This window comes from Lactococcus cremoris subsp. cremoris NBRC 100676 (assembly GCF_001591705.1).
Classification (GTDB): Bacteria; Bacillota; Bacilli; order Lactobacillales; family Streptococcaceae; genus Lactococcus; species Lactococcus cremoris.
Map to the genome: position 1 here is coordinate 1 of NZ_BCVK01000001.1, position 25485 is coordinate 25485.

General features: G+C 34.2%; 25 protein-coding genes and 2 pseudogenes. 12 read left to right on the plus strand and 15 right to left on the minus strand.

From position 1 onward, the window contains the following. Positions 1–191 (minus strand): ATP cone domain-containing protein (locus LLA01S_RS00005; RefSeq protein WP_155719837.1); only part of this gene is annotated, 191 nt, incomplete at its 3' end. A 344-nt stretch (positions 192–535) separates the two neighbouring features. Here LLA01S_RS00005 and LLA01S_RS00010 point away from each other — a divergent pair. Next, a complete protein-coding gene (locus tag LLA01S_RS00010) occupies positions 536–1849 on the plus strand; it encodes a LysM peptidoglycan-binding domain-containing protein (protein WP_061777637.1) in 1314 nt (437 codons plus the stop codon). A gap of 49 nt (positions 1850–1898) precedes the next feature. On the opposite strand, the gene LLA01S_RS00015 is transcribed toward LLA01S_RS00010, so the two are convergent. The 8 genes and pseudogenes from LLA01S_RS00015 to LLA01S_RS00050 form a co-directional block, all read right to left on the minus strand. After that, positions 1899–2183, minus strand: a complete 285-nt coding sequence (locus tag LLA01S_RS00015; RefSeq protein ID WP_011675299.1) for a hypothetical protein — start codon at positions 2181–2183, stop codon at positions 1899–1901. After that, on the minus strand, positions 2180–2728 hold the full coding sequence (locus tag LLA01S_RS00020; protein ID WP_061777665.1) for a DUF6036 family nucleotidyltransferase: 549 nt from the start codon (positions 2726–2728) through the stop codon (positions 2180–2182). Before LLA01S_RS00020 ends, LLA01S_RS00015 begins: the two co-directional genes overlap by 4 nt. 114 nt (positions 2729–2842) lie before the next feature. After that, positions 2843–3355: a cysteine hydrolase family protein gene (locus LLA01S_RS00025; protein ID WP_011675297.1), complete on the minus strand. Its 513-nt coding sequence runs from the start codon at positions 3353–3355 to the stop codon at positions 2843–2845. 239 nt (positions 3356–3594) lie between these two features. Then, positions 3595–4439, minus strand: a pseudogene (locus LLA01S_RS00030) (aldo/keto reductase). Positions 4440–4505: 66 nt separating this feature from the next. After that, a complete protein-coding gene (locus LLA01S_RS00035) occupies positions 4506–4970 on the minus strand; it encodes a GyrI-like domain-containing protein (RefSeq protein WP_061777638.1) in 465 nt (154 codons plus the stop codon). 526 nt (positions 4971–5496) lie between these two features. Beyond that, positions 5497–6519, minus strand: coding sequence for a hypothetical protein (locus tag LLA01S_RS00040; RefSeq protein ID WP_021215080.1), 1023 nt, complete (start codon positions 6517–6519; stop codon positions 5497–5499). 113 nt (positions 6520–6632) lie between these two features. Further along, positions 6633–7640: a DUF4062 domain-containing protein gene (locus tag LLA01S_RS00045; RefSeq protein ID WP_081106854.1), complete on the minus strand. Its 1008-nt coding sequence runs from the start codon at positions 7638–7640 to the stop codon at positions 6633–6635. Positions 7641–8301: 661 nt separating this feature from the next. Further along, positions 8302–8616 carry a helix-turn-helix domain-containing protein gene (locus LLA01S_RS00050; protein WP_021215076.1) on the minus strand — a complete coding sequence of 105 codons (315 nt, stop codon included), beginning with the start codon at positions 8614–8616 and terminating at the stop codon, positions 8302–8304. 140 nt (positions 8617–8756) lie between these two features. On the opposite strand from LLA01S_RS00050, the gene LLA01S_RS00055 reads away from it, so the two are divergent. Then, complete coding sequence (locus LLA01S_RS00055; protein ID WP_032951022.1) at positions 8757–9755, plus strand: hypothetical protein; 999 nt, start codon at positions 8757–8759, stop codon at positions 9753–9755. Between the two features lie 251 nt (positions 9756–10006). On the opposite strand, the gene LLA01S_RS00060 is transcribed toward LLA01S_RS00055, so the two are convergent. The 3 genes from LLA01S_RS00060 to LLA01S_RS00070 all read right to left on the minus strand — a co-directional run bounded on the left by LLA01S_RS00060 (position 10007) and on the right by LLA01S_RS00070 (position 13598). Then, positions 10007–10588 carry an SLATT domain-containing protein gene (locus tag LLA01S_RS00060; RefSeq protein ID WP_021215071.1) on the minus strand — a complete coding sequence of 194 codons (582 nt, stop codon included), beginning with the start codon at positions 10586–10588 and terminating at the stop codon, positions 10007–10009. A gap of 18 nt (positions 10589–10606) precedes the next feature. Further along, entirely contained in the window at positions 10607–11431 is an 825-nt protein-coding gene (locus LLA01S_RS00065; protein WP_021215070.1) for an SMODS domain-containing nucleotidyltransferase, read from the minus strand. A 547-nt stretch (positions 11432–11978) separates the two neighbouring features. After that, on the minus strand, positions 11979–13598 hold the full coding sequence (locus tag LLA01S_RS00070; protein ID WP_021215069.1) for a helix-turn-helix transcriptional regulator: 1620 nt from the start codon (positions 13596–13598) through the stop codon (positions 11979–11981). A gap of 269 nt (positions 13599–13867) precedes the next feature. Here LLA01S_RS00070 and LLA01S_RS00080 point away from each other — a divergent pair, with 269 nt between their 5' ends. From LLA01S_RS00080 to LLA01S_RS00120, 10 genes are all read left to right on the plus strand, one after another. Then, positions 13868–14440, plus strand: a complete 573-nt coding sequence (locus tag LLA01S_RS00080) for a hypothetical protein (protein WP_021215067.1) — start codon at positions 13868–13870, stop codon at positions 14438–14440. Between the two features lie 240 nt (positions 14441–14680). Further along, complete coding sequence (locus tag LLA01S_RS00085) at positions 14681–14998, plus strand: hypothetical protein (protein ID WP_021215066.1); 318 nt, start codon at positions 14681–14683, stop codon at positions 14996–14998. Beyond that, positions 14998–16074 carry an ATP-binding protein gene (locus LLA01S_RS00090; protein WP_021215065.1) on the plus strand — a complete coding sequence of 359 codons (1077 nt, stop codon included), beginning with the start codon at positions 14998–15000 and terminating at the stop codon, positions 16072–16074. Before LLA01S_RS00085 ends, LLA01S_RS00090 begins: the two co-directional genes overlap by 1 nt. Continuing rightward, positions 16071–16673, plus strand: coding sequence for a hypothetical protein (locus tag LLA01S_RS00095; protein ID WP_021215064.1), 603 nt, complete (start codon positions 16071–16073; stop codon positions 16671–16673). The genes LLA01S_RS00090 and LLA01S_RS00095 overlap by 4 nt, the downstream gene beginning before the upstream one ends. Positions 16674–16865: 192 nt before the next feature. Then, positions 16866–17480 carry a replication protein gene (locus tag LLA01S_RS00100; RefSeq protein ID WP_031287734.1) on the plus strand — a complete coding sequence of 205 codons (615 nt, stop codon included), beginning with the start codon at positions 16866–16868 and terminating at the stop codon, positions 17478–17480. Further along, on the plus strand, positions 17477–17674 hold the full coding sequence (locus LLA01S_RS00105; RefSeq protein WP_021215062.1) for a hypothetical protein: 198 nt from the start codon (positions 17477–17479) through the stop codon (positions 17672–17674). Before LLA01S_RS00100 ends, LLA01S_RS00105 begins: the two co-directional genes overlap by 4 nt. After that, complete coding sequence (locus tag LLA01S_RS00110; RefSeq protein ID WP_133265046.1) at positions 17653–18900, plus strand: tyrosine-type recombinase/integrase; 1248 nt, start codon at positions 17653–17655, stop codon at positions 18898–18900. Before LLA01S_RS00105 ends, LLA01S_RS00110 begins: the two co-directional genes overlap by 22 nt. A 148-nt stretch (positions 18901–19048) precedes the next feature. Next, the gene (locus LLA01S_RS00115) at positions 19049–19525 is read left to right on the plus strand and encodes an S-ribosylhomocysteine lyase (protein WP_011834348.1); all 477 of its coding nucleotides are present in this window, start codon (positions 19049–19051) and stop codon (positions 19523–19525) included. 198 nt (positions 19526–19723) lie between these two features. Beyond that, complete coding sequence (locus LLA01S_RS12585) at positions 19724–19891, plus strand: hypothetical protein (protein WP_011675293.1); 168 nt, start codon at positions 19724–19726, stop codon at positions 19889–19891. Further along, positions 19875–20894 (plus strand): Gfo/Idh/MocA family oxidoreductase, encoded by a 1020-nt coding sequence (locus tag LLA01S_RS00120; protein ID WP_011675292.1) that lies wholly within the window; start codon positions 19875–19877, stop codon positions 20892–20894. The genes LLA01S_RS12585 and LLA01S_RS00120 overlap by 17 nt, the downstream gene beginning before the upstream one ends. 45 nt (positions 20895–20939) lie before the next feature. On the opposite strand, the gene LLA01S_RS00125 is transcribed toward LLA01S_RS00120, so the two are convergent. From LLA01S_RS00125 to LLA01S_RS00135, 3 genes and pseudogenes are all read right to left on the minus strand, one after another. Continuing rightward, positions 20940–21605, minus strand: a complete 666-nt coding sequence (locus tag LLA01S_RS00125; RefSeq protein WP_011675291.1) for a YcjF family protein — start codon at positions 21603–21605, stop codon at positions 20940–20942. Between the two features lie 90 nt (positions 21606–21695). After that, positions 21696–23583 (minus strand): annotated as a pseudogene (locus LLA01S_RS00130) (ABC transporter ATP-binding protein). Continuing rightward, a complete protein-coding gene (locus LLA01S_RS00135) occupies positions 23580–25361 on the minus strand; it encodes an ABC transporter ATP-binding protein (RefSeq protein ID WP_061777640.1) in 1782 nt (593 codons plus the stop codon). The pseudogene LLA01S_RS00130 and the gene LLA01S_RS00135 overlap by 4 nt, the downstream one beginning before the upstream one ends. Positions 25362–25485 lie beyond the last annotated feature (124 nt).

Here is a 25485-nt window from a genome sequence, read left to right on the forward strand (position 1 = left end):
GTAAAGATTTCACTGACTACTCTGTCAGTAAGTTCTGAAAGAACCGACATATCTGTCAGTTCGACTTTTTTAGCCGCTTTAGTCAAAGCATCAAAAATTTTCTCACTGTTAAATTTCACTGAGCGTCCGTCACGCTTTATCACATTAATTTCTTCTAGTGTTACATCTTGATATTTTATTTCACTTTTCATATTAACCATCCTCTTCAATTACATCATCTATTTTATCAAATTCTCGGAAATGACACAATATATAGAATAAATTATGTAATGACACACAATATCTTGTGTTGCTTGCTTTCATTCAGCTTTTTCTTATTATTTGACAAAATATAAGTTTTTTGTATCACAATTGTAATGTTTTTGTTTTAAATCAGATTTTTTAGATTAAAGGCAAAAAGTTTTTACAAATATAAATCCTTAACGAAAAAACGTTTACAAACCGCCACCAAATTGACATCTTTTTTTAGCTTGAGGCGTGGTAGAATAAAGATAGTACTTATTATATTTTGTAATCTTTAGAAAGGTAATTATTTATGCCAGTATCACGTGTTAAAGTTAAAAATAGACATTTAAAAAAGAAAACTAAAAAACCACTCGCTTTTTATAAACCAACCACAAAATTTGTTGGCGCTGTTCTTATTGCCGGAACATTGACAACCACACATGAACTTCTTCTGCAACAGACAAGTCCAATGGTTCAAGCAGCAACTAACTCATCAGAGGCTTTTATTGAAAGTATTGCCGCATCAGCAAAACCTGTGGCAGATGCTAATGGCTTATATCCTTCGGTCATGATTGCCCAAGCTATTTTGGAAAGCAACTGGGGCTCAAGTCAGCTTTCACGAGCACCTTATTATAATTTATTTGGTATTCAAGGCACTTATCAAGGAAAGAGTGTCGTATTTAAAACTCAAGAGTATCTCAATGGTAAATGGGTGACTAAAGATATGCCCTTTAGGGTCTATCCTTCCTTTAATCAAAGTTTTCAAGACAATGCTTATGTCCTAAAAACAACAAACTTTGGGAATGGTCCCTATTACGCTAAGGCTTGGCGGGCTAATGCTGCCACCTATCAAGACGCTACTGCTGCTTTGACGGGCAAATATGCTACCGACCCAAGTTATGGCGCTTCACTAAATCGCATTATTTCTCAATATAATTTGACTCGTTTTGACGGAGCTTCTTCAGCTGGAAATACTAATTCTGGTGGCTCGACAACCACAAATACGAATAATAATTCTGGAACCAATAGCAGTTCAACTACTTATACCGTCAAATCTGGTGATACTCTTTGGGAAATTTCACAAAGATATGGAATTAGTGTCGCTCAAATTCAAAGTGCGAATAATCTTAAAAGTACCATTATCTACATTGGTCAAAAACTTTTACTGACAGGTTCAGCTTCTTCTACAAATTCAGGTGGTTCAAACAATTCCGCAAGCACTACTCCAACCACTTCTGTGACACCTGCAAAGCCAGCTTCACAAACATCTGTTAAGGTTAAGTCCGGAGATACCCTTTGGGCGCTATCAGTAAAATATAAAACTAGTATTGCTCAATTGAAAAGTTGGAATCATTTAAGTTCTGATACCATTTATATTGGTCAAAATCTTATTGTTTCACAATCTGCTGCTACTTCAAATCCTTCGACAGGTTCAGGCTCAACTGCTACCAATAACTCAAACTCGACTTCTTCTAACTCAAATGCCTCAATTCATAAGGTCGTTAAAGGAGATACTCTCTGGGGACTTTCGCAAAAATCTGGCAGCCCAATTGCTTCAATCAAGGCTTGGAATCATTTATCTAGCGATACTATTTTAATTGGTCAGTATCTGCGAATAAAATAAATTATTATTAATGAACTTTTAGCTAATAAAAAAAAGAATGAAATTCAATTCATTCTTTTTTTAATTCTTGTAAAACCGCTTGAAGATGGATAGAACGGGTCGGTTCTGACATTCCAACAGTCATTTCCCAAGGAGTTGTTTCTTTTTCAAGAGCCAATTCAAGAAAAACACGTTGAAATGAAGTTAATTCTTCACAGTTCGTTAAATAGTCAATCTCTTTTTTAGAGAGCAAAATTTTGTCACGTTGAATCACTTTGTTTAGGTAGCGAACCCAAAGTTCTAAATTCCATTTGGACTTTTGGGCAGCCTGCAAGAGATATTCAATCCACGTCATTGTAATAACCTCAGTATTTTTGGATTTTTTCGTAAATAATTTTTTAAAGCTTCTTCACCATAAGCCAAACTATAAGCTTCTAAAATAACCGCTGGGTCTGCCGATCCATCAGTATACTTAAAACGTTCTAAAAGGATATCCGGACTTTCAATTTTCAATTTCTTCATCAATTTTGCAATGTCTGGCACATCTTTGGTACGTCCGACTTGAATTTTATCAATCAAAATCGCTTCCAGTGGTGAGAGCCCAACAGTCAAATGACTTCCTTCAAAAATAATTGTTTCATCTGTTTTTGAATGAGACATAACTTCCCCAACTGCTTGACTCAGCCAAGGTTCATTAGCAGTTCCCACATGATATTCTTCACCAATTTCTTCAATGATTTTATCTATTTTTTCAGTAGTCTCATAAAAAGCATCAATATCCTCTGTCGCCTTCATTCCATAGTATTCAAGCACAAAACCGCCAACACAGTGTAAATGAAGTTGCAAATTCTCTTCTGAAAGTTTTTCATTCAAGCGGGAAAATAATTGATGATAATTCAAATTTTTAACCTCTCTCACACTTCCAAATTTTTGTCATTTCTCTTTCCATTATCAATGATAGATAAGAATTTGTCAAGTTGAAATTGCTGACAGAATCAGTAATTTTGTTGCAACTTATGCATTTATAATTTCTATTTGACAAGAAGACATTGTTTCAAGAGCAGCCAAGTGTTTTTCTGGTGAAACGCCCGCACAACAAGAAGCATCGACTGTCAACTTCACTTCGGGAGCATAGGCTTTGATTAACAAGGCATTAGAAACCACACAAATATCCGTACAAATTCCGATGAGTTCAACCTCATCAAAGTTTTCATCACGGATAAATTCCGCTAAACTTCTTGAACCAAAAGTTGTTTTTTCAAAAATTTTAGCAAAGCCAACTTGTGCTTCTTTGCGAATTTCCCAACCATAAGTCCCATTTTGACAGTGAAGAACCGGCAAATTCTTTCCTTCTTGTGTTGATAAATAATCTTCAAAATGCGTGTCTTGCGTGGCAAACCGATTTTCTTTAGGATAGTGAGAAAGTTTTTCAATGACATTAGGAAGAATAGCTTGCGCCTCTTTTGTTCCCAAACTTCCATCAATAAAATCATTTTGAAAATCAACTAAAACAAGTGCTTTTTTCATCTTTTCTCCTTGGTATTTGATAATTTTTTCTTATTATGACCGAGCATTATTCTTCGCAAGGTGAGCGTGGATCGACTAGGCAGTCTAGCGTTTTATAGTTAGAGATAATTATAGCAAAAATCTAAAAAATCTGTCAGCAAAATTCTACTGACAGACCTTTTTTAATTTACTGACCAAATTCTCTGCTGTCTTGTAAGAAAGGTAAACAATCTGTCAGTAAAATATTTCATTATTATTCTTTAGAAATCAACTTCATCAGGATTTTTAGCCAATCCGGCTTTACCATGAAGACTGTCAATAAAAGCAATATCTTCAATACTTAAATCAAAATCAAAGATTTCTGCATTTTCTTTAATTCTAGCAGGGGTTACTGATTTAGGAAGTGGGAGGTATCCTTTATGAAGTGACCAACGAAGTACCACTTGGGCAATTGTTTTATTATATTTATTTGCCAAATCAGCAAGTTCTGCAACTTCAAAGATTTTACCAGTTCCAAGCGGGCTATAAGCCTCAGTCAAGATATTATTGTCCACATTAAAACTTACAATTTCTTCTTGTTGGTCACTTGGATTGACCATGATTTGGTTAACTGCTGATTTGATTTCAGCAAATTTCAACAAAGGTTTCAAATGACGTGGATGGAAGTTTGAAACACCAATCGCACGAGTTTTCCCAGCTTTTAATCCTGCTTCCATTGCTTTCCAAACAGCGAGATTGCGTTTTTAAAAGTCAGGACGAAAAGCCTTTGGATTTGGCCAATGAATGAGATATAAATCGACATAATCAAGCCCCAATTTTTCCAATGACTCGTCCAATGCTTTTGCTGCATCTTCTGTCGTTCCTACGCCCCAAAGTTTAGTAGTAATGAAAAGTTCTTCACGTGGAATTCCTGAGTCAGCAATTGCTTTACCAACGGATTCTTCATTTTTTAAGCAGCCGCTGTATCGATATGACGATAGCCTGCTTCAAGGGCAGCTTTTACTGCATTATAAGCTTCTTCTCCACTTGCTGATTGCCAAGTCCCAAAACCAACTTTTGGGATTTTAATGCCATTGTTTAATGTGTAAGTGTCTGTTAATGTCATATTTTTTCTCCTTAGTAATTTTAAAAATACATGAGTTCGTCACCAATCAAAACTCTTTTTTACTTCTTAAATTCTTTCAATGGGAAACCAAAGTTCTAACTCCTCTGGATTTTCAGCTGAAATCGAATGATGCTCCTGTACGGCTCCAACTAGTTCCAAATCCTGTTGAGCCATGAAGTTTTCTATCTCTGAATATACTTTGTGCATTTCATAAGTTGCTGTTTCAACAACTAAATACCGAAAGCTTGGAAAGGTCCATTTTGTCCAATTTTCAGGAGTTTTCGTAGTATTTTCAACTTCAGCACCTGCCAGATAAAGTCCACCATCGGACCAAGCGCTAAAAGTTCGTGCCTCATCAGACATGGCTCCCCACACGGCAAGAGGTTGTTTAACTAAATGAGCAATTTCGTCAAAAGCATTTGTAGCTTGCTGCCAGAGCGGCGGAATCCAAATGTCAGCTTCTTGCGATTTACCTAAGCCTTCTTTTCCGATAACCGAGAAAGATGACTTTTCAACTTCTCTGATGTTCACTTCCCCTCCTCACTCTTTTGAAAGTATCGTATAATACTTCCTTAACTAGGACTACAAACGCTTTACTGAAAACGCTATAAAGTCATTTTACCACTTTATAATAAAAATAAAAAAATATTTCGCTTAAAAAATGATAGAATAGAATTAGAATTTAAAATAAAGGAGGAGATACGACAAGGCTGACTTTTATCGGCTGAGTTTTGTATCATATATTTTATGGCTGAAGTAGAATCTTAATGTCTTCAAAGCTTAGATATCAATGCTTCCCTAAATTACCAGTTAAAAAAGCACAATAAAAAGCACAAATCAAGAGCGAAATAGGTAACAAAAATCAGTCCAAACTACAGATGGACTGATTTTTTTCTTTTTAACTTATATTCTTCAATCTAAATTTTTTATAATCATCTTTATCACTTAGATACTTTAAATAATCAATCTCAACTGAAAATAAAAATTAATTTTTATTGATAAAATATTTACTTATAGATAGAAAATTTGGGAAAAGTTTTATTGTTATATTAATTAATTATTTAGTTCCTTTTAATTGATTAAAAATTATTGCTCTTAGTAAATCATCTAATAAACAACAGGTAACTAAAAATATCCAATTCAATCTGCTATATTCAGAATAATCAAAAGTATAGTTTGTCATGTATTTTTGTGCAAATTTTTCTGCCTTATCATTAACTGCTTTAAAATCACCATGCGCAATTTTATTTCGTATTTGTCTTAAAATCATTGCGACATCTGTGGAATCATCACCATAATTTTTTTCTAGATAGGGAATTAATAAGTGATCAATATTAGTTTTTTGATTAGAAGCTACTAGTAATAATTCTAATAATGAGAAAACTTTCAAAAAGTGATTTTTATTATAACTATTATCTTGGTATATACTATTTATAATATAATCTAATTTATAATAATCATTTTCTGAATTTAAGATACCATCTATACGCTTTCCCATTTTTTGCAGTTCAATTATATAATCATCTTTGGATTTCCAATTATTAAATTTAGAATCAATTCGAAAATTTAAATTTCTAAGTATTCTGGTATGTTCTAATGGATTCATATTACTTGTGTAAATACAATTCATATGAATACCATTTTGGACTCCCTGATTTACAAAATTACTAAAATACATTACTTTTTCTGCATAATCTTCTTCGCAAAAGCGTCCTTCAAAACAATTTGTTGTCCAATCAAAGAATGGCATATCTTCATCATCATAATCAAAAAATAAACATACCATATTATCGGCTAAATAATCTAAGCATTTTTCGATTGTTTCCAAGCCATGATCTGGACATTGTTTTATATTTGTTTCAATAATTCTCTTTAGCGAAGCTACTGTATATTCACTTTGAAAACTGTCCCCATACCTTCGCAAATTATCTTCAATATCAACTTTTTGTTGCCGAATTTCCTGCATCATATCTTCAACGATTCCCTCTTTCCAATCACTGGGGACATTAGATATATATAATTTTAACTTATCCGATATTTTTGTTTTTGCTATTTTTCCATAAACATCAATAACTAGCAATTAAATTTTCTCCTCTTAACTATAGGTTGGAGGAAGGCGCATCACGCACGATTCTCACTTAGATTAATACTGGGTCATACTATTTATATAAATTCTTTTCTTCTTTGTAAACATTAATTTCTTCTAATAGCAGACTTTTTTACCATATATTCCCTCCCCTTAGATGTCAGATTAATAAATTCTGCTGTTCCCCCTTGAGTAGTTCTAGCCTCATAATATTTTATGAGGCCTAACGCTGAGTATTGAATTTTAATCGTATGAAACTGATTATCATTCAATTTTATATATCTGCCCATATAATCTTTGAGTGCGTACTCCAGTTCACTTTTTGATTTTCTACAATTTAATGTTACAGTTAATCTAGGAGCCCATAATAAAAACATTTTATCCCATGTGATACTTTTTTCTATGTTTCTATCATGATAAATAGGAGACATACTCTTGGATTTTTCAGAATATGTCGCCTGAATAATCACTTCTTCCCCTTCAAATGCTAGGTCTGACTCAAATGTATCTTGCATAGAATTTATTTTTTGGCTAAGCATATTACTCTTTTTTATCAATTGTTTATTTTCGATAGATAGTTCATTAACCTGTGTAAGTAATGCTGTATTAACTTCTGAATCATTCGCCCTAACCCAGCCAACCATATCATATTCATCCAAAAAATCCACTAAAGTTGAATGAACAGCTAGCATAATATCTTTTGGATCACTCACCATGCGAACAATTCTAGACAGGACAAGTTCTTTAAATTCCTTGTACTTGTCTATGTTATCTTGTTCATAAATTTTATCTACACCAAGTGTAGATTTTTTTTCTTTTAAAAAGTCATCGGTTAAAACTACAGAGAAAATAGGAATTCCTTTGCTAATTGCGTATTCATATTCAAGACGTGTGTAACTTTTTTGAGATTTTTCCTCTACACTGCCATACCTACCACCAAGAATCAACATATATACATCAGAGTTATCTATCCATTTATATATAGTATCTAATTGAGTCTCATTTCCAGCTCTAAAAAGTTCCATTCCTGCAGGTATATGTCCAGAATCTAAAACCGCTTGAACAGATGACTGACGTTCATCAATTAAATCAATATATGTTGATGAAATGAAAATTTGAAGTTTTTTTTACCAAGATACCATCTCTCCTTTATTTATGCTAATTTTATCATAGCGTTAAGCAACAAACAATATATTATTTTTTATGTTGATTATGCTTTTGTTTTAATCGCTGATTAATCAGTGGATTTCTCTGTGTTAATATATCAATCGATCTCAGAACTACCATATAGGTTCACGGTAGTTACTGCATCTGAAATAGGATTCTCCAATTCTTCTTCTGATTCATAATAAAAATTTTTTATTTTGACTTCATCAAGCAAAACAGCAAATACCATCTGCTCACTATATAATAGAGTTTAAGTTATAACAACATAAAAAAAGTTGATTTGCCATTGACAAGACATTACTCAACTTTTCTCTCACCTACATATTCCAATGTTCCAAAAGCCATTAACGCATTAGGAATACTTTATTTTAATTCCTTAATCTCTATAACGCAAAAAAATTATATATATAAAATTATGTGTAGCCTTTTTCATTACTATCAATCAATCAATCAATCAATTAATTAATTTACCTTCTCAATAAGAGAAACAAGCTGTAAAATAGGATTCTTCTGCTCATGATCTTATATTTTGTAACTTCATTTGCTATCACCCCAATAATCTTGAAAATATATTTCATCCTCTTTTTTACAAAACAATCATAGATAATATCATTTTTTCGCTTCATTATGATTATTGAATTGCTCTACGATAGCGATGAGTTGAAAAAACAACTGCATTTGTTCATCTGTTAATCCCCCCATCTCTAATGGCATCTTATCAGATATCCCCAAAAGATAATCTGCAGATATATTCAGAGTATCACATAGCTTTCCAAATATTTCTAAAGATGGATAGGCACTCCCCTGTTCATATGATGCAACTGTTCTTGTCTTCACTCCCACCTTTTCGGCAAGCCCCTTTTGAGTTAAATTTTTACTTTTCCTAGCTGCTTTTAACTTATCGCCTAAATACTCAATATTCATTTTTTTCGTCCTTTTTTAAAGATTATCAAATATAGGTATTTTGTAAATGACAATACGCTCATTTAAAATGTTGTTTTTTGGTTTTTTTGGTATAATAAATAGCACAAAGAACATTTTTAATGTTAATTTAGGAGGATAATTTGAAAAAACTAAGTCTTGCTCTAACCTTTGGGATGAGTTTAATATTGCTAATTGGATGTACTTCAGAAAAAAATCCCACTTCTAAGAATCATGAAACCATACAAACGTCTTCTTCCACGACATCAAGTCCGACTATTGATGAAATAAAAGGAGGTAAAGAAAACAGCTATGATTTTGTAGATTTTTGGGGGATTGACTACAAAGCGCCTCAGAATATCAATGGTATTGTTGGGTATTACGAGTTACCCGACTCTCCTGAAACTCCCATTAAAATTTACTCTGACGGTCGATATACTCGTATTTTACGTGCATCTCAAGCACCTATAGATGAAGCAGCTCACTCATCAAAAATAGAGTTTTATTTTGATGAAAATAATAAAGTTCAAACAAACCCCTTCTATACCAACAATGGCGAATATAACACCCTTTCTCAAGGAAGAATTGTGGAAAAAAATGGAATCTATTTCTTAGTCCCATTATCCTACTCAAGTGAGTTATACCTTAACGATAAAGCTGAAGCAACTTATGTCTTTACCGACGCTCAACAAAATAAAGATGAAATGAGTAGTATTCTCAAAGACACCTCTAAATTCAGTGAATACAGTTTCATTAAAAATGGATTATTCTTCAACTCTGCTAATGGAGAAACAGATGAAGCTGGCATAAAAAAAACAGGCAATCCTGATTTAGAAAATCTTCTTGACAGTAAGCCTCTATTACTTCATAACAAGCCATTTCCCATAGCTACTATAAATCAACTTTACTCAAGGAGGAACAATATCAATGTGAGTGATTTAGTTGCTCTAACACCAAAGGAACTTGATTCTATTGACTTTGATAAAATATCTAGAGACACAAAAGAAAAATTAAAATTTGGTTTTAAATATTCTACTTCTGTCGTTGATAAAATTTTTGTAACTGATGGCGATTATATTTATGATGTTTCACAAGATCAGCTAGGAATGCATGCTGAGCGTCAAACAGTTATTCCAAAATAAGTATTACTTACATAAAAAAACAGATAGAATTAAATTCTATCTGTTTTTCAATTTTTATTACCCCTTAAAGATGACTTTTACTCATGTAAATACCATTTCCCAACGCACTGATAACCTAACATTCTAAATTCAGCCTCTCTCCTATTAGCTAAGCTGATAGCCAGAGAGACGAGGGAATATCCTGTGTCATTCTTTCTCAAATTTAGCAGATAAATATCCTACCAATCAAAGTATCCAGTGGCACATCCAGTTTATTTATTATTTAAAAATTCTTTTTTAATAGGAATTCTAAGGTGTTTAGGGAGAATTTGATTAAGTTCTTCATCTGTAAAAAATTGTTCTTCTTCAGTTTTTAAAGCTTTTTGAGCCATAGCATAACTATCTGCATCTGTTTTAGGCGAAGTTTTATAAACATTGTGAGTGTCATCTTGTAACATATCTCTTGTGGCTATTATTTGATCAATTGTCATATCATCCATATCTGTCAAAAGAGAAATATACTTTTCCCTAATTAACCAAAGATCATTAGCAGCAATTTGATGCTCTTTTGACAAAGTATCCAACTCAAAATTCTTCAAATAGATATTCAATCCTAATGATAATACAGAAGCTAGACCAGTCACAAATTTTAGAAATCCTTCATTGAAAATAAATGTAGATAAAAATCCACCAGTAGTAATCGCTGAAAGAGCAATTTGACAACTTTTCATTCTATTATTTTTCAAAATTAGTTTATCAACAGCCTTTAAATGAGTAGTATTGGAATAAACTATTCGTCCATAAGCTTCTCTTAGTTGTGCTCTAAGTTTTTCTTTTTGTTCTGGGCAGCTCATGAAAATCCTCCTTATTATTTAAGAGTTTATTTTATTTAATACCTTACCGAGACATTCGAAACTGTCTGTCGTATCAACAAGTTGACCACTACCAGGAGCGTGTAATGTTAAGAAGTTTACCCCATACATAACCTTATTATTATAATAGTTTAATAGAATTTGTTCATAACTCTCAGAGTTTGAAATACTGGTTCCTTTTTCTACATACCTCCAATTATTCATAGCGGCGTATACAAAACTATCTATTACTATTCCTGATAATTTATAACTTTTATAATAAGTGTCTCTGATATATCGGAGGTGTCTACATGTAGCAATGAGTAATCCATTACTTTGAGATTGACTATTTTTTGACTTCATAGCCTCTTGTTCTGCTTTAGGATTTGTAGATTGCCAAGATCCTCCCATATTTGAATTAGGATATATATAACTTGTTTCTTTTGTCCAATAATTTTCCTCTTTAAACGCAGGTAGTAACTCGAATTGAATACCATCATGAAAATTGATTTTTATAATTTGACCATCTGCTCTTACATCACTCATTGGGTAGGATTTTTTAATAGCAGTTCTGACCGCTTGTAGTAACCTAGAGGGTCCATTACCAGATATAGTTTGAAATCTATTATACTCACTTATAGGGAGTTCAACTAATATATCAATATCACTTGTATTGATGGCAGTTCGTCTTCCATATGAGCCAACATAAAAACTGTGTAAAGTGTCACTTTCTGATTGCCAAAACTCGCGGTTAATAGCTCTAGTAACGATACGGTACCTTTTTGAAATTGTTTGTCTTGTATCTAAGGTAATGGCACCAGAGTGACGAGCGACTGAATAATTCATACTTTTTCCCCCAAAATAGTTTTACTTTTATATTAATTATACCATATCAAAAAAAATGGAATGTTTTTAATAAATTGAGAGTCTTTTGAGCTTTTACAAATCTAGTAAATTGTCATTTTAAATTCCTAGATGTTTTAACTAAAACACCTCTATCGAAAAATAAACCTATGGATGAAATTAAGGTAAGTCACTTCATTTTTGCTAACTCGCTATTAAATAGCGGCAGAATTTCTATAAAAAGGAATATCATAAATAACACTAGTTAGATAAAATATTTTTCTGCAGATTTTTAATTTGTAAGATAGACTGGGGTGCCTAGGAGTAACTATGAGGCAATAATTATAGATGTAGTAGCTACTCAACAAACAGCAAACTGTCCCATACTTTTAGCGCAAAAAGTCCCTGGGACAGAAAAGAAACAAAAAAAGCCAAGCGCTAGATAGCCGGCGCCCGGGTTCAAACTGGCACGATCGTGAGATCACTGGATTTTGAGTCCAGTTGTGTCCTAACATTCTATATTTCTCGAAAAGAAAAGTAGCATAAATTACTATTTTTTACCGAATATCTTTTCTACTATTGAGGGCACTAATAAATCATCAAAGAACGCTAATAAATCGCAATAGGGCAAATCAATATTACTTCTAAGTTTTTCAACCGCATACCTTTTTACTTTTTCTTTTAATTCTTGGTTATTATTCAGAAGAGCTAAATTGGCAAAATCTATAACCTCACTGGACTCTTTATCTGACAAATTTTCAAAAGAATAGTCTGAATGAAACCACTTGAATACACTTGGAACCGTTAAAAATAAAGCCAGCCCTTTCGCTATTTCTTCAACATCCTCTACACTATGATTATCTGGGGAATACAAAAATTTAAATTTAAAATAAGGAAACTTTATGCCTTTCCCATTTTCAAGAAGAGAAACAAGCTCATCTAGCTGTTCTTTCTGCTCTTCAACGAAGCATCTATTTTCACTTACTTCTTTTAACAGATCCACATGCTCTTTTTTAAATATCCGACTTAACAATGTTTCATCTTTTCTAATTATGTAATCAACCTGTTGATCACTCATATCAAGATAAGAAGCTAAATTTGGCAAATTTTTATAAGCCTCCTCATTTGGAATAATTTCACGTACTACTTTCAGATTATGGAATTCTCTAAAAAATTCAGTTACTACATTTTCTTGTACTTCCTCGGTCAAGCTATTTTCCATATCATCTTTTAATTGCTTGATAACCAAAGACTTACCACAGTAGAAAAACAGAACCTGAGTAAAAAATTCTAGGGTTTCGTAATAGAGAAAATCTTCATCTTTTTTTCTTAATTTTTCATCTATGTCTGGTAAAAACATACCTTCAAGTTGCCATTTTGGAAATTCATAGCCTAAAAATGCCATCTTACCATTCAAATGTAATAGCTTCTTCAATTTAGATAAGTTTTCTTCTGTTGGAAAGTCTTTTCCAATTTTCCAGTTTCTGATTTGAGTTTTGCTTACTTTTAATTCCTGTGCAAGCCAAAATTCCGCAATAGATGAAATGAAAGAAATCCCCTCAAGTTCTTCATAGTCTTCTTCATGTGGAAGATTGTTATAAAATTGCTCAGCGCGTTCTCTCGTCCAGTTTTCACAAAGTAAAGCTTTAACATTTTTCTCTGAGTTATTATCAATAAAATCAATCAATAAATTAAAGTTTAAAACAAACATGGATTGATACTGTTTTTTTATTTTTCGCTCAATCTGTCTTTTATGATCAAGATTAAAGCCACTCCTGCTATTAAAGTTTATGTATGAATCAAACAGTCCAAAATCCAATGATGGTTTTAAAAATCGGAGCGCTTCTTGATTATCTGCATGATCTGACAGAATAGTTGCTTCCTTATTATTATTTCTTGGCATTTCTTGTAAAACTTCTTCCGTATATCTATAAAAATTTTCAAGTGGCTCCCTATATTCTTTTTTTAGGGGGAAATTAAAGTCATTTTCTGTAAGGACTTCCAAAGTAAAATTCCTCAATTTTAACAAGTTGTCTTGATTGGGCTTACTCTCTCCATTTCTCCACTTCGATAGATTAAGCTTCGCTATTCCTGTTCTTTCATGAATCTTATTGTAGGTAAATCCCATTTTACTCAAAATATTCAAAAGTTCATTTATAAAATTATCCATCTACTTTTTGCTCCTTTTTTCACAAAGATATTGTTTCTTCCATTTTGCCTTTTTGTTGATTTTATATTTTGAGATGATAAGTATATCAAGAAATAGTAAGTCTTGATAAATTCTAAAAGTCCAAAAATGGTGGCGCCATCAAAACGGACGGATTGAAACACAGAAGAAGCGAATAAATGTTTGCCAATTCTGATTTTCTCCAAAGTTTTGACACCTTTTATCAAAATTAGAGATTGTTTCTTTCCTTCCTTTTGGCGGAAAGAAGCCCAATGAGTAAAATTGAAGAACGTCATGATAAAGAACTCATCGAAGCGATCAATCGCGGAAATTTGAAAGCTTTAGAAAATAAATATCATGATTTACTAAAAAACGCAACAGTTGACGATGCCAAAGCTTTAGAAAAGCTTTACGAAGAAATTGTTGAAGCCGCACAAAATATTAATACCAAAGCTTCAGAAGCATTAGATAAAAAAATTGAAGCTAATCATCAGCGTAAGCTTCGCTATCATCATATCCTCAGTACCAATTACAAAGTCGGAGCAACAAAATCGAACGAGCTAGAAGAGTTTCTAACCAGTAGTGATTTAAACCCAGAAGAAGCTCTGATGGCTAAGGAAAAGCAGATTGAGCGTAAATATAAATTAGAAACCGCTTTGCAAACTCTGAACCCCATAGATTCAATTATCTTTACAACCTATCAAGAGTCTGGATTTTATCCCTCTCACCAAAATTGGAAAGAATTATCTGAGACCCTCCTTACCAAAGGGATTCAAATGAGTGATAAAACGGTTAAAAAACACTTTACAAAAACATTTATACAGCTTCAATCACTTATGAAATAGAGCTAAAGCCAATTAAGAATCTCTTCTTAATTGGCTTTTTATATTATCGGTCACATTTTCCTTTTATTTTAATTTTACCACAAAGAGTTTAGTAAAAATATTTTGTAGTAAGCTCTTTTATAAAAAACTCCGAAATTTCGATTTATTTCTCCTGATAGATAGAAAGGTAATAAATCCAGCTCAGGATATAAATCGAGCAGTCATACACTACTATTTAGATTCTAGAAAGGAATCCTACACATGAAATTTAATACACGTCGTCAAACTGGTTACTCATCATCACTCGCTCATTCCATCATAGATAAGAGCAAGCCTGTTCATTCTATATCTGATTCACTTACTCCCCAACAAAAATTTGAAGATAAGAAGCCGACGGGAGAAATTATCGCTTATAAAGCATGGTTTACACAGGTTGGTTTACCTCCTTTTGAGATCAAATTTTCTAATGAAGTTCAACTTCCACCATATTTGTCAGTAGTGGAGTTTATTAACCTTCAAGCTGTGGAAGTATCTTATAATGTCTATTTCAAGGCAGATGGAATAAAAGAGGTCAAATAATGACAGACTCACAACTCAATCTCTACATTCTCCAAAGCTTAAACATGGCCCTCGGATCACAAATGCAAGGGGAAACAAGCTATACTAATTCTTTCGATGTCAAGATAAAGAAAGAGGGATTTTATTTTATCCCTCGCCTGCCAGCAGGCTACATCATTGATGACGAATTATATCAGAAGATTTTTCTAATCGCCAGTGCATCTCTTTATCCACGCTACACTTTGTTAAAGCAAACCTCTGCTTATTTTGTCCCACTTAATACAGATGATATTCACATTCAACGTGCCTTGTTCTTTCCTTGGAAAATAGGAATTTCAAAACGGCTCATTATTTCAAATTTAGAACAATTCACATCTTCACAAAGTGGAACAAGAATCCCTCTCATGGAAAATCTCACCATTGATTTTGATAAGGTAACCAGTATTGCCATCGCGGGGAACTCTGGAAGTGGAAAATCTTATGCTTTAACATACTTCCTAACGATGCTCAAACCTATCTCAGATTTGATTTTAATTGACCCAAAATTCGATACTCCCTCTCGCTGGGCAAAGCTCAATGATGTGAAAGTAATACATCCTGCAATGAACCGCAGTAAATCCGACTTTGTTTCTGAAATCAATGAAGCACTTGCCAAAAGTTTGAATCTCATCAATCAACGTCAAGCAATTCTTTACGAGAATCCCGAACATCAGTTCACTCATTTAACAATTGTTATCGATGAAGTTCTCGCTATTTCTGAGGGTGTGAATAAAGCAATTAAGGAGTCCTTCTTCTCACTACTTTCTCAAATTGCCTTGCTTGGTAGAGCTACAAAAGTTCATATGTTACTTGTCAGTCAGCGCTTTGACTATCACTCAATACCTATAAGTGTACGTGAGCAGTTAAACGTACTTATGCAAATCGGTAACATCAATAGTAAGACCGTTCAATTCTTATTTCCTGATTTGAATCCCGAAGGTATTGTTATCCCCAATGGGAAAGGTACAGGCCTCATTCAAGTCATTGATAATGAGCACCCCTACCAGGTATTGCCTCTTTTGATTCCCACCTATTATACTAGAAAAGGTATCTTATGAAAAAATCGTACTTCATCAAAACATTCAATTTTAACTTAAATCTGTTTATGTACTCAATTTTGGGATTATTCCTTGTTTTATTATCTGGAGTATTCGCTTCAAAAATGGGAACTTTACGAAATTTTTCTCCATTGAGCAAGATTCCTGATTATTTTGACAAACTTCATAATTCAATTGTCATGGCAACCGTCCCCTTGGTTCTTTTACTTATGTTTTCTATAGTATTTGAAATCATCTCACGTTTGAAAAAAGATGCATTATCAAATTATCTCAAATCTATCATCGAAACCTTCAGCTTAAGACGGTTTGCCTTACAAAGCGAACACATTGACAAAACACTTCCTGAACCACAGTCAAAAATAACTGTTAATCCAATTTATCATGATTTTAACCGAGCAGTAAAAAAATCAGTGGTAGATATTACAGAAAATCAAGTGCTTGTGTTTTTCAAAATTCCACACTCACAGCAAGCTCAAAAAATCCTAAAAGAAATGGAAGAGTTATTGAGAGAAGAAATTTCAAGTCGTAATCCTGATTACATCTTCTCAACACCCGAACGTATTAAAAACCAGCTTTGGTTTACCGGTACTAAAAGATAATCTAAGTGGTGCTCGCCTTGCAACGCAAGAGGTGAAGCACCACTTTTATATTATCCTATATTATTGAACTAATGGGGTGACTACGACCCCCATTAGTTCAATAATCAATAATCACATCAATGAGATAAAAACTCCGAAAATCTCGATAAATTCTCCTGATAGATAGAAAGGTAATAAAATATGACTAAAAAAATCAAAAAAGAACAGCGTACCAATAAATGGGCGTTTCTCATCTATCAGGAATCTGCGCCTAAAGATTATCTCAACATACTTGAAGAGCTACATGTTCCTTTCATTCTCAGTCCATGGCATGACAAAGACGTCAATCGCTCAACTGGTGAGTTCAAAAAGTCTCACAAACACGGTGCACTGTTCTTTGAAACCTTGAAAAGTTATAGTCAAGTCTCAGAACTTTTACAAGATAGATTAAACAGCCCATCACATGTAGAGGTAGTCATGAGCCCAAAAGGTATGTTTGATTACTTCACACACGCAGAGAATCCAGATAAAACACCCTACAACATCGAGGATATTGAATCTGGGGCAGGATTTGAATTAGACAAATTTCTTTGCGAGCAAGCTTCTGGCGAGTTCCTAAATGAAGTCATTGACCTTATTGAGAAAAATAACATTACAGAGTTTGAAGAGTTGATTTATTTTGCAAGAGTAAACAACTACTTACTATTAAGTTTAGTAATAGATAAAACCTATTTCTTTGCAAAATTTCTTGACTCTCGTCGTTATAATCCAAGACGAAAAGCTCCAAAAGATATCACAGATAAAGAGGATGAGGAGAATAATAATTGATAAAAAAATTTATGACTAAAGATGAGATTTCTGAATACTTTTCTGTTAATAAAGGAACGCTTGGGAATGATTTAACTGCTATGCGACGTTTGTCTAAGTTTTCTAACTATATTATCAACCCAACAGTAAAACGTGTTCTAATTGACCCAGTAGGCTACGAGAAATATCTCCGTTGGAAACAAGAACAACGTTAAAATCGACCAAGGCGGAATATGGTATAATAAGAATACCTATTTCGCCTTTTACTTATGAAAGGTTAGACAAAATGTATAATAAAAAATTACCAAACGGAAAGGTTAAATTTTTCGATACTTATAAATCTTTAAATGGAGAACGCAAGCAAGTAACTATAACATTAGAAACCGCTAGCGCACAAAGTCAAAGACAAGCTAAAAGTTTAATTGCTCAAAGGATTGAGAAAAAACTTACCGCTGAACGTGAAGCACTTGATATTCTTCATAATGCCACTGTATCCCAAGTTTTTGAGGTTTACTGGAATATAAGAAAACAAGAAATCGCTGAGAGTTATGCTTTATGTGAAAAACAAAAGTTTGATACATTTTTAAATGATTTTGATTTTGGAAACAAAAGGATCAAATCAGTCACCAGTATTGAACTTCAAAAATTTGTGAATTTCTTTGATAAGCCACATACTAGAAGAGAGTTCAAACGTCACTTAATACAATTCTTTGACTTTGCTTTTGCTATGCGATATATTGATGTAAATGAAGCACAACGTATTAGAATACCAAAAGTTAAACAAACTATTGAGCAAAAAGAAAAACATGATTTGAAATTCTTTACAGTTAAAGAATTTAATGAATTTGTAAAGTCAGCAAAATGTTATATACAGAATTTACGCTCTTCTTATCATCGAGAAATGGGGATTAGGCGTCTACTCTTATTACAATTTATCTTTTTAACTGGTTGTAGATATGGGGAAGCGGCAGCACTTGAATGGAAAAACGTAGACATTCTAATGCGTGATGTTTATATTCGCCAAAGTTGGCAAATTAATCTTGGAAAAGTTGGTCCAACCAAAAACATTCAATCTGTTCGTCATATTGCAATAGATGAACGGACTGCGGAAATCTTGGAAGAGATGAGAACGAAATCAGATTGTAGTTTCGTATTTCCAACTATCCATAAGCAACCTTTTCCAAATAGCGCACTAAATAAGTTCATGAAAAAAGTCGGAGATTACGGTGGAATGGCAAAGAATCCCAAGTACTTCTCAACCCATATGTTGCGACATTCTCACATCACCCTTCTTGTTCTTGCAGGCGTTCCACAAAAAGTAATTATGGATAGAGTTGGACATTCTAGCCCACGAACTACAAGTGAGATTTATACACACTTAATTTCATCTCAAAAACAACAAGCTGTAAAGGTTTTAAATGATTTACCCCGAATTGCCTAAAGTATATTTTAGGCACAACAAAAAGCACAACTTTTCAGTTAAAAATGATGATTTTTAATGAAATAGAAAAACAACAAAAATGCTTATGAAGCTTGATATTATAAGCTTTATGAAGTATAATGAAAGATAAAGAAATGGAGAATTTTAAATGGCTGAAGTAGAATCTTTTCAATTAGATCACACAAAAGTACTTGCCCCTTACGTACGCTTAATTGGTAGCGAAACTGGACCGAAAGGTGATGTTATTACTAACTTTGACGTTCGTTTTGTACAACCTAATGCCAATGCCATTGGTATGGCTGCTTTACATACTATCGAGCATAGTATGGCAAGTTTGATTCGCGATAGAATCGATGGTATGATTGACTTTTCACCATTTGGTTGTCAAACTGGTTTCCACATGATTATGTGGGGTGAACATAGTTCCGAAGAAATTGCGAAAGTGATTAAATCTTCTCTAGAAGAGCTTTCAAGTGATGAATTTGGTTGGGACAATGTTCCTGGTGTTGCGGAAAAAGAATGCGGAAACTACCGTAATCACTCACTTTTCGGTGCTAAAGAATGGTCTAAGAAAATCCTCGCTGAAGGAATTTCAACTGACCCTTACGAACGTAAAGTCATTTAAAATTCGCTCACTTACCGCACGAAGTAATTTTAAACTATCAACGTTTTTAGATTACAACACTTAATCATTTCCTTTTGTAAGGAATTTAATAGGTTAATTTTTACTGACAGTTCTGTCAGTAAATTTTCGTACGTCAAATCTACTTAGAAAGGAACTGAATTCAGTGAGTAATTTACTTGCTGAATCGTATTTAATCTTATGGGAAAATATCAACTTGATAATAAGGGACAGAAATCTGTCGGTAAATTTCATGAAAAAAACTCAACGGTAGGCGGAAAAGGCATCAATACCAAAAATGCTACTCAGGCTAAAATCGAAGCCCTCCGTGCCAAAATGGAGAATAAAAAATATGACAAAAAAGCTTAATATTGCTTATGTTGGTTTTGGTAAATCAACTAATCGCTATCATATCCCTTACGTGAAAGAACGTGAGAATATTGTGATTAAACGAATTGTCAATCGGACTTTAGGAAAACGTCCGGAACAAGCTGAATTAGAAGCGACTGGAACTTTATTTTCAACTGATGTCGCTGATATTATCAATGATGACCTGATTGATTTAGTCGTTATCGTTACACCAGCTTTTGCTCATTATGACTACGCTAAGCAATTGCTATTAGCAGGGAAAAACGTGCTCTGTGATAAGCCTCTTGTGGAAACTTTAGAACAAGCCAAAGAGTTGGTAGATATCGCTAAAGAAAAAAATCTTTTCTTCATGCCTTTCCAAAATCGCCGCTTTGATAGTGATTTCTTGACTGTCAAAAAAGTGATTGAGCAAGGTTATTTAGGTGATTTAGTGGACATTACCGTCAATATGGATCATTTCAGACCTAATGATGCTAGTCAAGGTGGAAATTTTGATGGCGCTTGGTATGGTCACGGCGTTCATTTAGTAGACCAAATGGTATCGCTTTTTGGAACTCCCGAAGAAGTTCAATACGACATTCGTGCGACCAGAGATTATGACAGTGTTGATGATTACTTTTCTGTCAATCTCATGTATCCAAACTTAAGAGCAACCGTCGCTGCTACCGAAGTTGCTGCGATGCCCCACCCCAAATGGATTGTTTATGGAACAAAAGGAACTTTCATCAAAATGGATGTTGACCAACAAGAAAATGATTTAAAAGTTGGCATGTTCCCAGGTGATGAAGGTTTTGGCCAAGATAGTCCTACTGATTTTGGTAAGCTTACTTATTTCAATCAAAATGGTGACCGGATTGTGAAACATATCCCAACTGTTGCCGGTGATTATGGAAGAGTTTATGATTCTGCTTATGAAGCAATCATCAATGGCGCTGACAAGTTAGTTTCTGATGAGCAAATGCTAGCTGTTATCAAAACTTTGGAAAATGGTTTTTCTAAATAATAAAAAAAAGACTGATCAACTGATGAGTCTTTTTTTGCTGACAACTTATTTTTTCTTCGTGGTTTTTTGTAATTTACTGACCAAACCTTTAAATTGCCCTTCAAAAGTAAGAACATTATTGAAAATATCCTCACCATCATTGAGCATTTTGACGGTCACCCAACCCAAGGCTTCAGTAATTGTTGTGGCTACTGTCGCATTAATTGCTCCACCTGCAATTGTTCCTACTGCTGGTACAAATTTCAAGACATTTCCTACGAGGCTGCGTCCCAGACCAACGACTACTAATTCCTTTGTGACTCCCTTCGCCAAAGCTTCTGACCAAGAAGCCCCAAATATTTTATAAAGTCGCATCATCATGGTCAGTTGAATCGGAACAAGCAAGACGGCATCCGAAAAAGGAATGGGTGAAAAGCCAACAATCGCTGCTGTCAAAGTTGCAAAATGAATCGTTTCATGACATTTTCTTCGTGTTTGACTGTCCACTCCGACTAAAAACTCATCAAAAAGCTGATCAAATTTTTGAGAATTATTAGCCAAAAACTGTTCGGCCTTGGCCTTTGAAACCACAAATGAAGATTTTATTATTTTAGCAGAACGAGCTGGCATATTTTTGAGAACTTGATTGAAAAATTCATCAAAGCCTTCATTTTTTGCTATTTTATCTTCCTTTGTTCTATCCTTTAATTTCTTATCTGATTTTCTAATCATCTACGCTCCTTTCAGCCTATTTTTAACTCATTATAACAAAATAGTCTCTTAATACACGAAAAAATCAATCAAAAATTTGATTGATTTCTTTTATTTTGCAAATTGTGAATTGTACAAACTTGCATAAAGTCCTTCTTGTTTTAGTAGACTTTCATGATTGCCTGTTTCTACAATATTTCCCTTGTCCATGACCAAAATCTGATTAGCATCACGAATGGTCGATAAACGGTGCGCCACAACAAAACTTGTCCGCCCGATTCATTGCCGATTGAATCAAGCGCTCAGTCCTTGTATCTACGCTAGAGGTTGCCTCGTCCAGAATTAATATCTCGGGATTTGCCACAAAAGCACGCGCAATGGTTAACAGCTGTCTTTGTCCCTGAGAAATATTTGTAGCCGTTTCATTTAAGACGGTTTGATAACCTTGAGGTAAAGTCGTGATAAACTCATCAGCATGGGCCATTTTAGCGGCCTGAATCACTTCATCATCTGTTGATTCAAGACGTCCATAACGCAAATTATCCATGATTGTTCCTGAAAATAGCCATGTTTCTTGCAAGACCATTGCCATTCGACTTCGCAATTGTTCTCGTTTTGTTTCCCGAATGTCTTTACCTTCAAGTAAAATCTTCCCTGAGCTCACATCGTAAAAACGTTCTAGCAAATTAATCATAGTTGTTTTCCCAGCACCGGTTGGTCCGACAATGGCAACCATCTGACCGACTTCAACTGAAAAATTAACATCTGTCATGAGTGTTTGATTTTCATTGTAAGAAAATGCCACTTGTTCAAAATGAATAAAATCAGTCCTTTCAGCAGTTTCAAAGTTACTGACAGAATTTTTGGGTCTTTCGTCAGTCCTTTTTTTCTTGCTGTCAGTAACTTTTTCAATGTCCGTTATCCGCTCAGTCATTTCTTTTTCATCTAATACTTCAAAAATACGCTCAGCCGATGCGACTGTTGCTTGAATGGTATTAAGCATGTTAGAAATATTCGTAATGGGTTGCGCAAATTGATTGGTATATTGCAACATGGCTTGAACATCTCCGAGATTGACTGACCCTGAAATCACTTTAAGCCCACCAATCACTGCCATGGCTAAATAATCCAAATTATTGATAAAACGCATGGTTGGGTAAATCAAAGTAGACACAAATTGTGCTTTCCATGCGGATTTATAAAAATCATCATTTCTTCTAGCAAATTCTTTTTCAGCTGCTGCTTCATGATTAAAAGTTTTAATGACCGTGTGCCCTGAGTAATTTTCCTCAATTTGATCATTTAATAAGCCCAAATTCTTTTGTTGTTCAGAAAAGAATTTTTGCGATAAAGGAGCGACAATTCTGACAGTAATCATTACTAAAGGAACTGTGATAAAGGCAACTAATGCCAACTGCCAAGAAATCGTCAGCATGAAGTAGATGGTTCCTACAAATTGCAGGATACTTGTAATCAGTTGAATCAATGTTTGGTTTAAAGTCCCCGAAATATTGTCCATATCATTAATCATTCGACTCATGATATCGCCATTATTATGACTATCATAATAAGAAATGGGCAACTTTTTCATTTTATTTTTAAATTCGCGGCGCAAAGTATAAACCGTTCGCTGTGAAATTCGAGTCATGATGCTTTGTTGCAAGACTCCAGAAACAAATGAAATTAGATAAATGACCAAGACATAAAGCAAAATAGATTCAACTTTTGCCATGTCAATTCGAATAGCTTGATGATTTTTTAGACTTTTTGTCACTCCATCAAAAATCACCGTTGTCGCCGTCCCTAAGATTTTAGGGGCTTGAACTGATAAGATGACTGACAGACCAGCAATTACCCTTGAAAATATCAACCCCCACAAATCGCGACGCATATATTTAAAAAGACGAATAATGGTCGGAAAGAAATTTTCAGCTCGCCGTCCTTTTTGGAAACGGTCAGCTCCCTTCCCCCCACGATTAAGATAATTTCCTCTCATCATTGGACTGGGCCTCCTTTGTCAGTTGAATTTGTAATCGAAAGACCCATTTTCACCAAATCCTCATCTGAGAGTTGTGATTGCATGGTTTCTTGATATTGCGGACATGATTTGGCCAGACTTTCATGTGTTCCAAGACCCACGGCAAGTCCATTCTCCAAAACTAAAATTTTGTCAGCTGACATGACTGTGGCAATCCTTTGGGCGACAATCACTTTGATTTTATCATGATGTTTTTCTGACTTGTTAATCGCCTCGCGAAGTTTCCGGTCTGTAGCGAAATCTAAAGCAGAAAATGAGTCATCAAAGAGATAAATTTCAGCCTCCTTAATCAATGTTCGAGCAATGGCAATTCTTTGTTTTTGGCCACCAGAAAAGTTGGCACCATTTTGTTCCACTGCCATCTCAAGACCACCTTGTTCTCGAATAAAATCTGCAGCTTGAGCAATTTCTAAAGCTTGCCACATTTCTTCATCAGTGGCATCACTTTTCCCAAATTGTAGATTAGAACGCAGGCTTCCAGAAAAAAGAACTGCTTTTTGTTGAGTTAAGGCGACCTTCTCATGCAAATCATGTTTAGACATTTGCCGAATATCAATCCCATTTATATTGACACTTCCACTTGTTGGGTCAATCAATCTAGCAATCAAATTCAAAATCGTTGATTTCCCAGAACCTGTCCCACCAATAATCGCTAAAGTTTGACCAGCTTTCACATTTACTGACAAATCTGACAGTGCTTGTCTTTTAGCCTCATCAAATTTGAATGAAACCTGATGAAGTGCTAAAGAATTACTGACAGACTCATTTAGCTCCTTATTAACTTGCTCATCCGTGATTTTGTCTTGTCTTTCTAAAATTTCTCGAACGCGGACAGCCGAAACTTGAGCTCGGGGCACCATAACAGCGACTGCCGACAATTGCATAAAGGACATCAAAATCTGTGATGCATAAGTCAAAAAGGCAACCAATGAGCCCATTTCCATCATATCTTTACCGATGAGTTGTGCACCAAACCAGACAATTCCGATATTTGTAAAACTCAAAATAACGGTCATGATTGGCATTAACATGGCAATGGTGGTTAATACTACTCGGCTAGTATGCGTCAAATCTCGATTTGCTTCATCGAATTTATCAATTTCATATTGGTCTCGCCTAAAAGCACGAATCACCCGTACTCCAGTTAGTCCTTGTTGAAAGATGAGATTAATCTTATCAACTTTTGTTTGCATTGAACGAAAGCGGGGCATGGCAATTGCGATATTTATCACCACAGCCAAAGTCAAAATAGGCAAAGAAATTAAAAAAACAAGCATCAAATCATGTGATAATTTCCAAGCCATAAAGATTGAACCAATCAACATCATCGGTGCCATAAGCATCATCCGAAGCATCGTCTGAAAAACATTTTGCAGTTGAGTCACGTCATTTGTTGTTCGGGTGATTAAAGTTGCATCACCAAAATCTTGAAAATTACGCTCATCCATAAATAATACTTTATTAAATAAGTCACGACGTAATTTCATCCCCAAACCTTGCGATTGTTTGGAAGCAAAATAAACATTCCCAATCGCTGAAATCCAGCTAGCAAGGGCAACGATTAGCATTATTAAACCCATAAACCAGATATATTTCATATCTGATTGACCGATTCCTTTATTAATAATGTCCGCTGTAATTGTTGGCAACCAAAGATTAGTCACCACTTGAATGACAAGCAAAAAAAGTGCCCAAAAAACAGGCCAAAAATTCAAATAGCGTCGGCCGATTGTTAGCATGCTTTCTCCTTTTTTAGCGAAACTACATTTAGTAGTTTTTCTTTATTTTTATTAGTTCTCATCGTCAATATTATATTATTTTTATTTCAAAAATTACGAAAGAAAAAATCACTGACAGAAATTA

What these genes read in the sequence shown, in the direction of transcription:
- LLA01S_RS00010 (WP_061777637.1), top strand. Translation starts at nt 536, where the DNA reads ATGCCAGTATCACGTGTTAAAGTTAAAAATAGACATTTAAAAAAGAAA.
- LLA01S_RS00015 (WP_011675299.1), bottom strand. Translation starts at nt 2,183, where the DNA reads ATGACGTGGATTGAATATCTCTTGCAGGCTGCCCAAAAGTCCAAATGG.
- LLA01S_RS00025 (WP_011675297.1), bottom strand. Translation starts at nt 3,355, where the DNA reads ATGAAAAAAGCACTTGTTTTAGTTGATTTTCAAAATGATTTTATTGAT.
- LLA01S_RS00050 (WP_021215076.1), bottom strand. Translation starts at nt 8,616, where the DNA reads ATGAATATTGAGTATTTAGGCGATAAGTTAAAAGCAGCTAGGAAAAGT.
- LLA01S_RS00060 (WP_021215071.1), bottom strand. Translation starts at nt 10,588, where the DNA reads ATGAGCTGCCCAGAACAAAAAGAAAAACTTAGAGCACAACTAAGAGAA.
- LLA01S_RS00065 (WP_021215070.1), bottom strand. Translation starts at nt 11,431, where the DNA reads ATGAATTATTCAGTCGCTCGTCACTCTGGTGCCATTACCTTAGATACA.
- LLA01S_RS00070 (WP_021215069.1), bottom strand. Translation starts at nt 13,598, where the DNA reads ATGGATAATTTTATAAATGAACTTTTGAATATTTTGAGTAAAATGGGA.
- LLA01S_RS00080 (WP_021215067.1), top strand. Translation starts at nt 13,868, where the DNA reads ATGAGTAAAATTGAAGAACGTCATGATAAAGAACTCATCGAAGCGATC.
- LLA01S_RS00085 (WP_021215066.1), top strand. Translation starts at nt 14,681, where the DNA reads ATGAAATTTAATACACGTCGTCAAACTGGTTACTCATCATCACTCGCT.
- LLA01S_RS00090 (WP_021215065.1), top strand. Translation starts at nt 14,998, where the DNA reads ATGACAGACTCACAACTCAATCTCTACATTCTCCAAAGCTTAAACATG.
- LLA01S_RS00095 (WP_021215064.1), top strand. Translation starts at nt 16,071, where the DNA reads ATGAAAAAATCGTACTTCATCAAAACATTCAATTTTAACTTAAATCTG.
- LLA01S_RS00115 (WP_011834348.1), top strand. Translation starts at nt 19,049, where the DNA reads ATGGCTGAAGTAGAATCTTTTCAATTAGATCACACAAAAGTACTTGCC.
- LLA01S_RS12585 (WP_011675293.1), top strand. Translation starts at nt 19,724, where the DNA reads ATGGGAAAATATCAACTTGATAATAAGGGACAGAAATCTGTCGGTAAA.
- LLA01S_RS00120 (WP_011675292.1), top strand. Translation starts at nt 19,875, where the DNA reads ATGACAAAAAAGCTTAATATTGCTTATGTTGGTTTTGGTAAATCAACT.
- LLA01S_RS00125 (WP_011675291.1), bottom strand. Translation starts at nt 21,605, where the DNA reads ATGATTAGAAAATCAGATAAGAAATTAAAGGATAGAACAAAGGAAGAT.
- LLA01S_RS00135 (WP_061777640.1), bottom strand. Translation starts at nt 25,361, where the DNA reads ATGCTAACAATCGGCCGACGCTATTTGAATTTTTGGCCTGTTTTTTGG.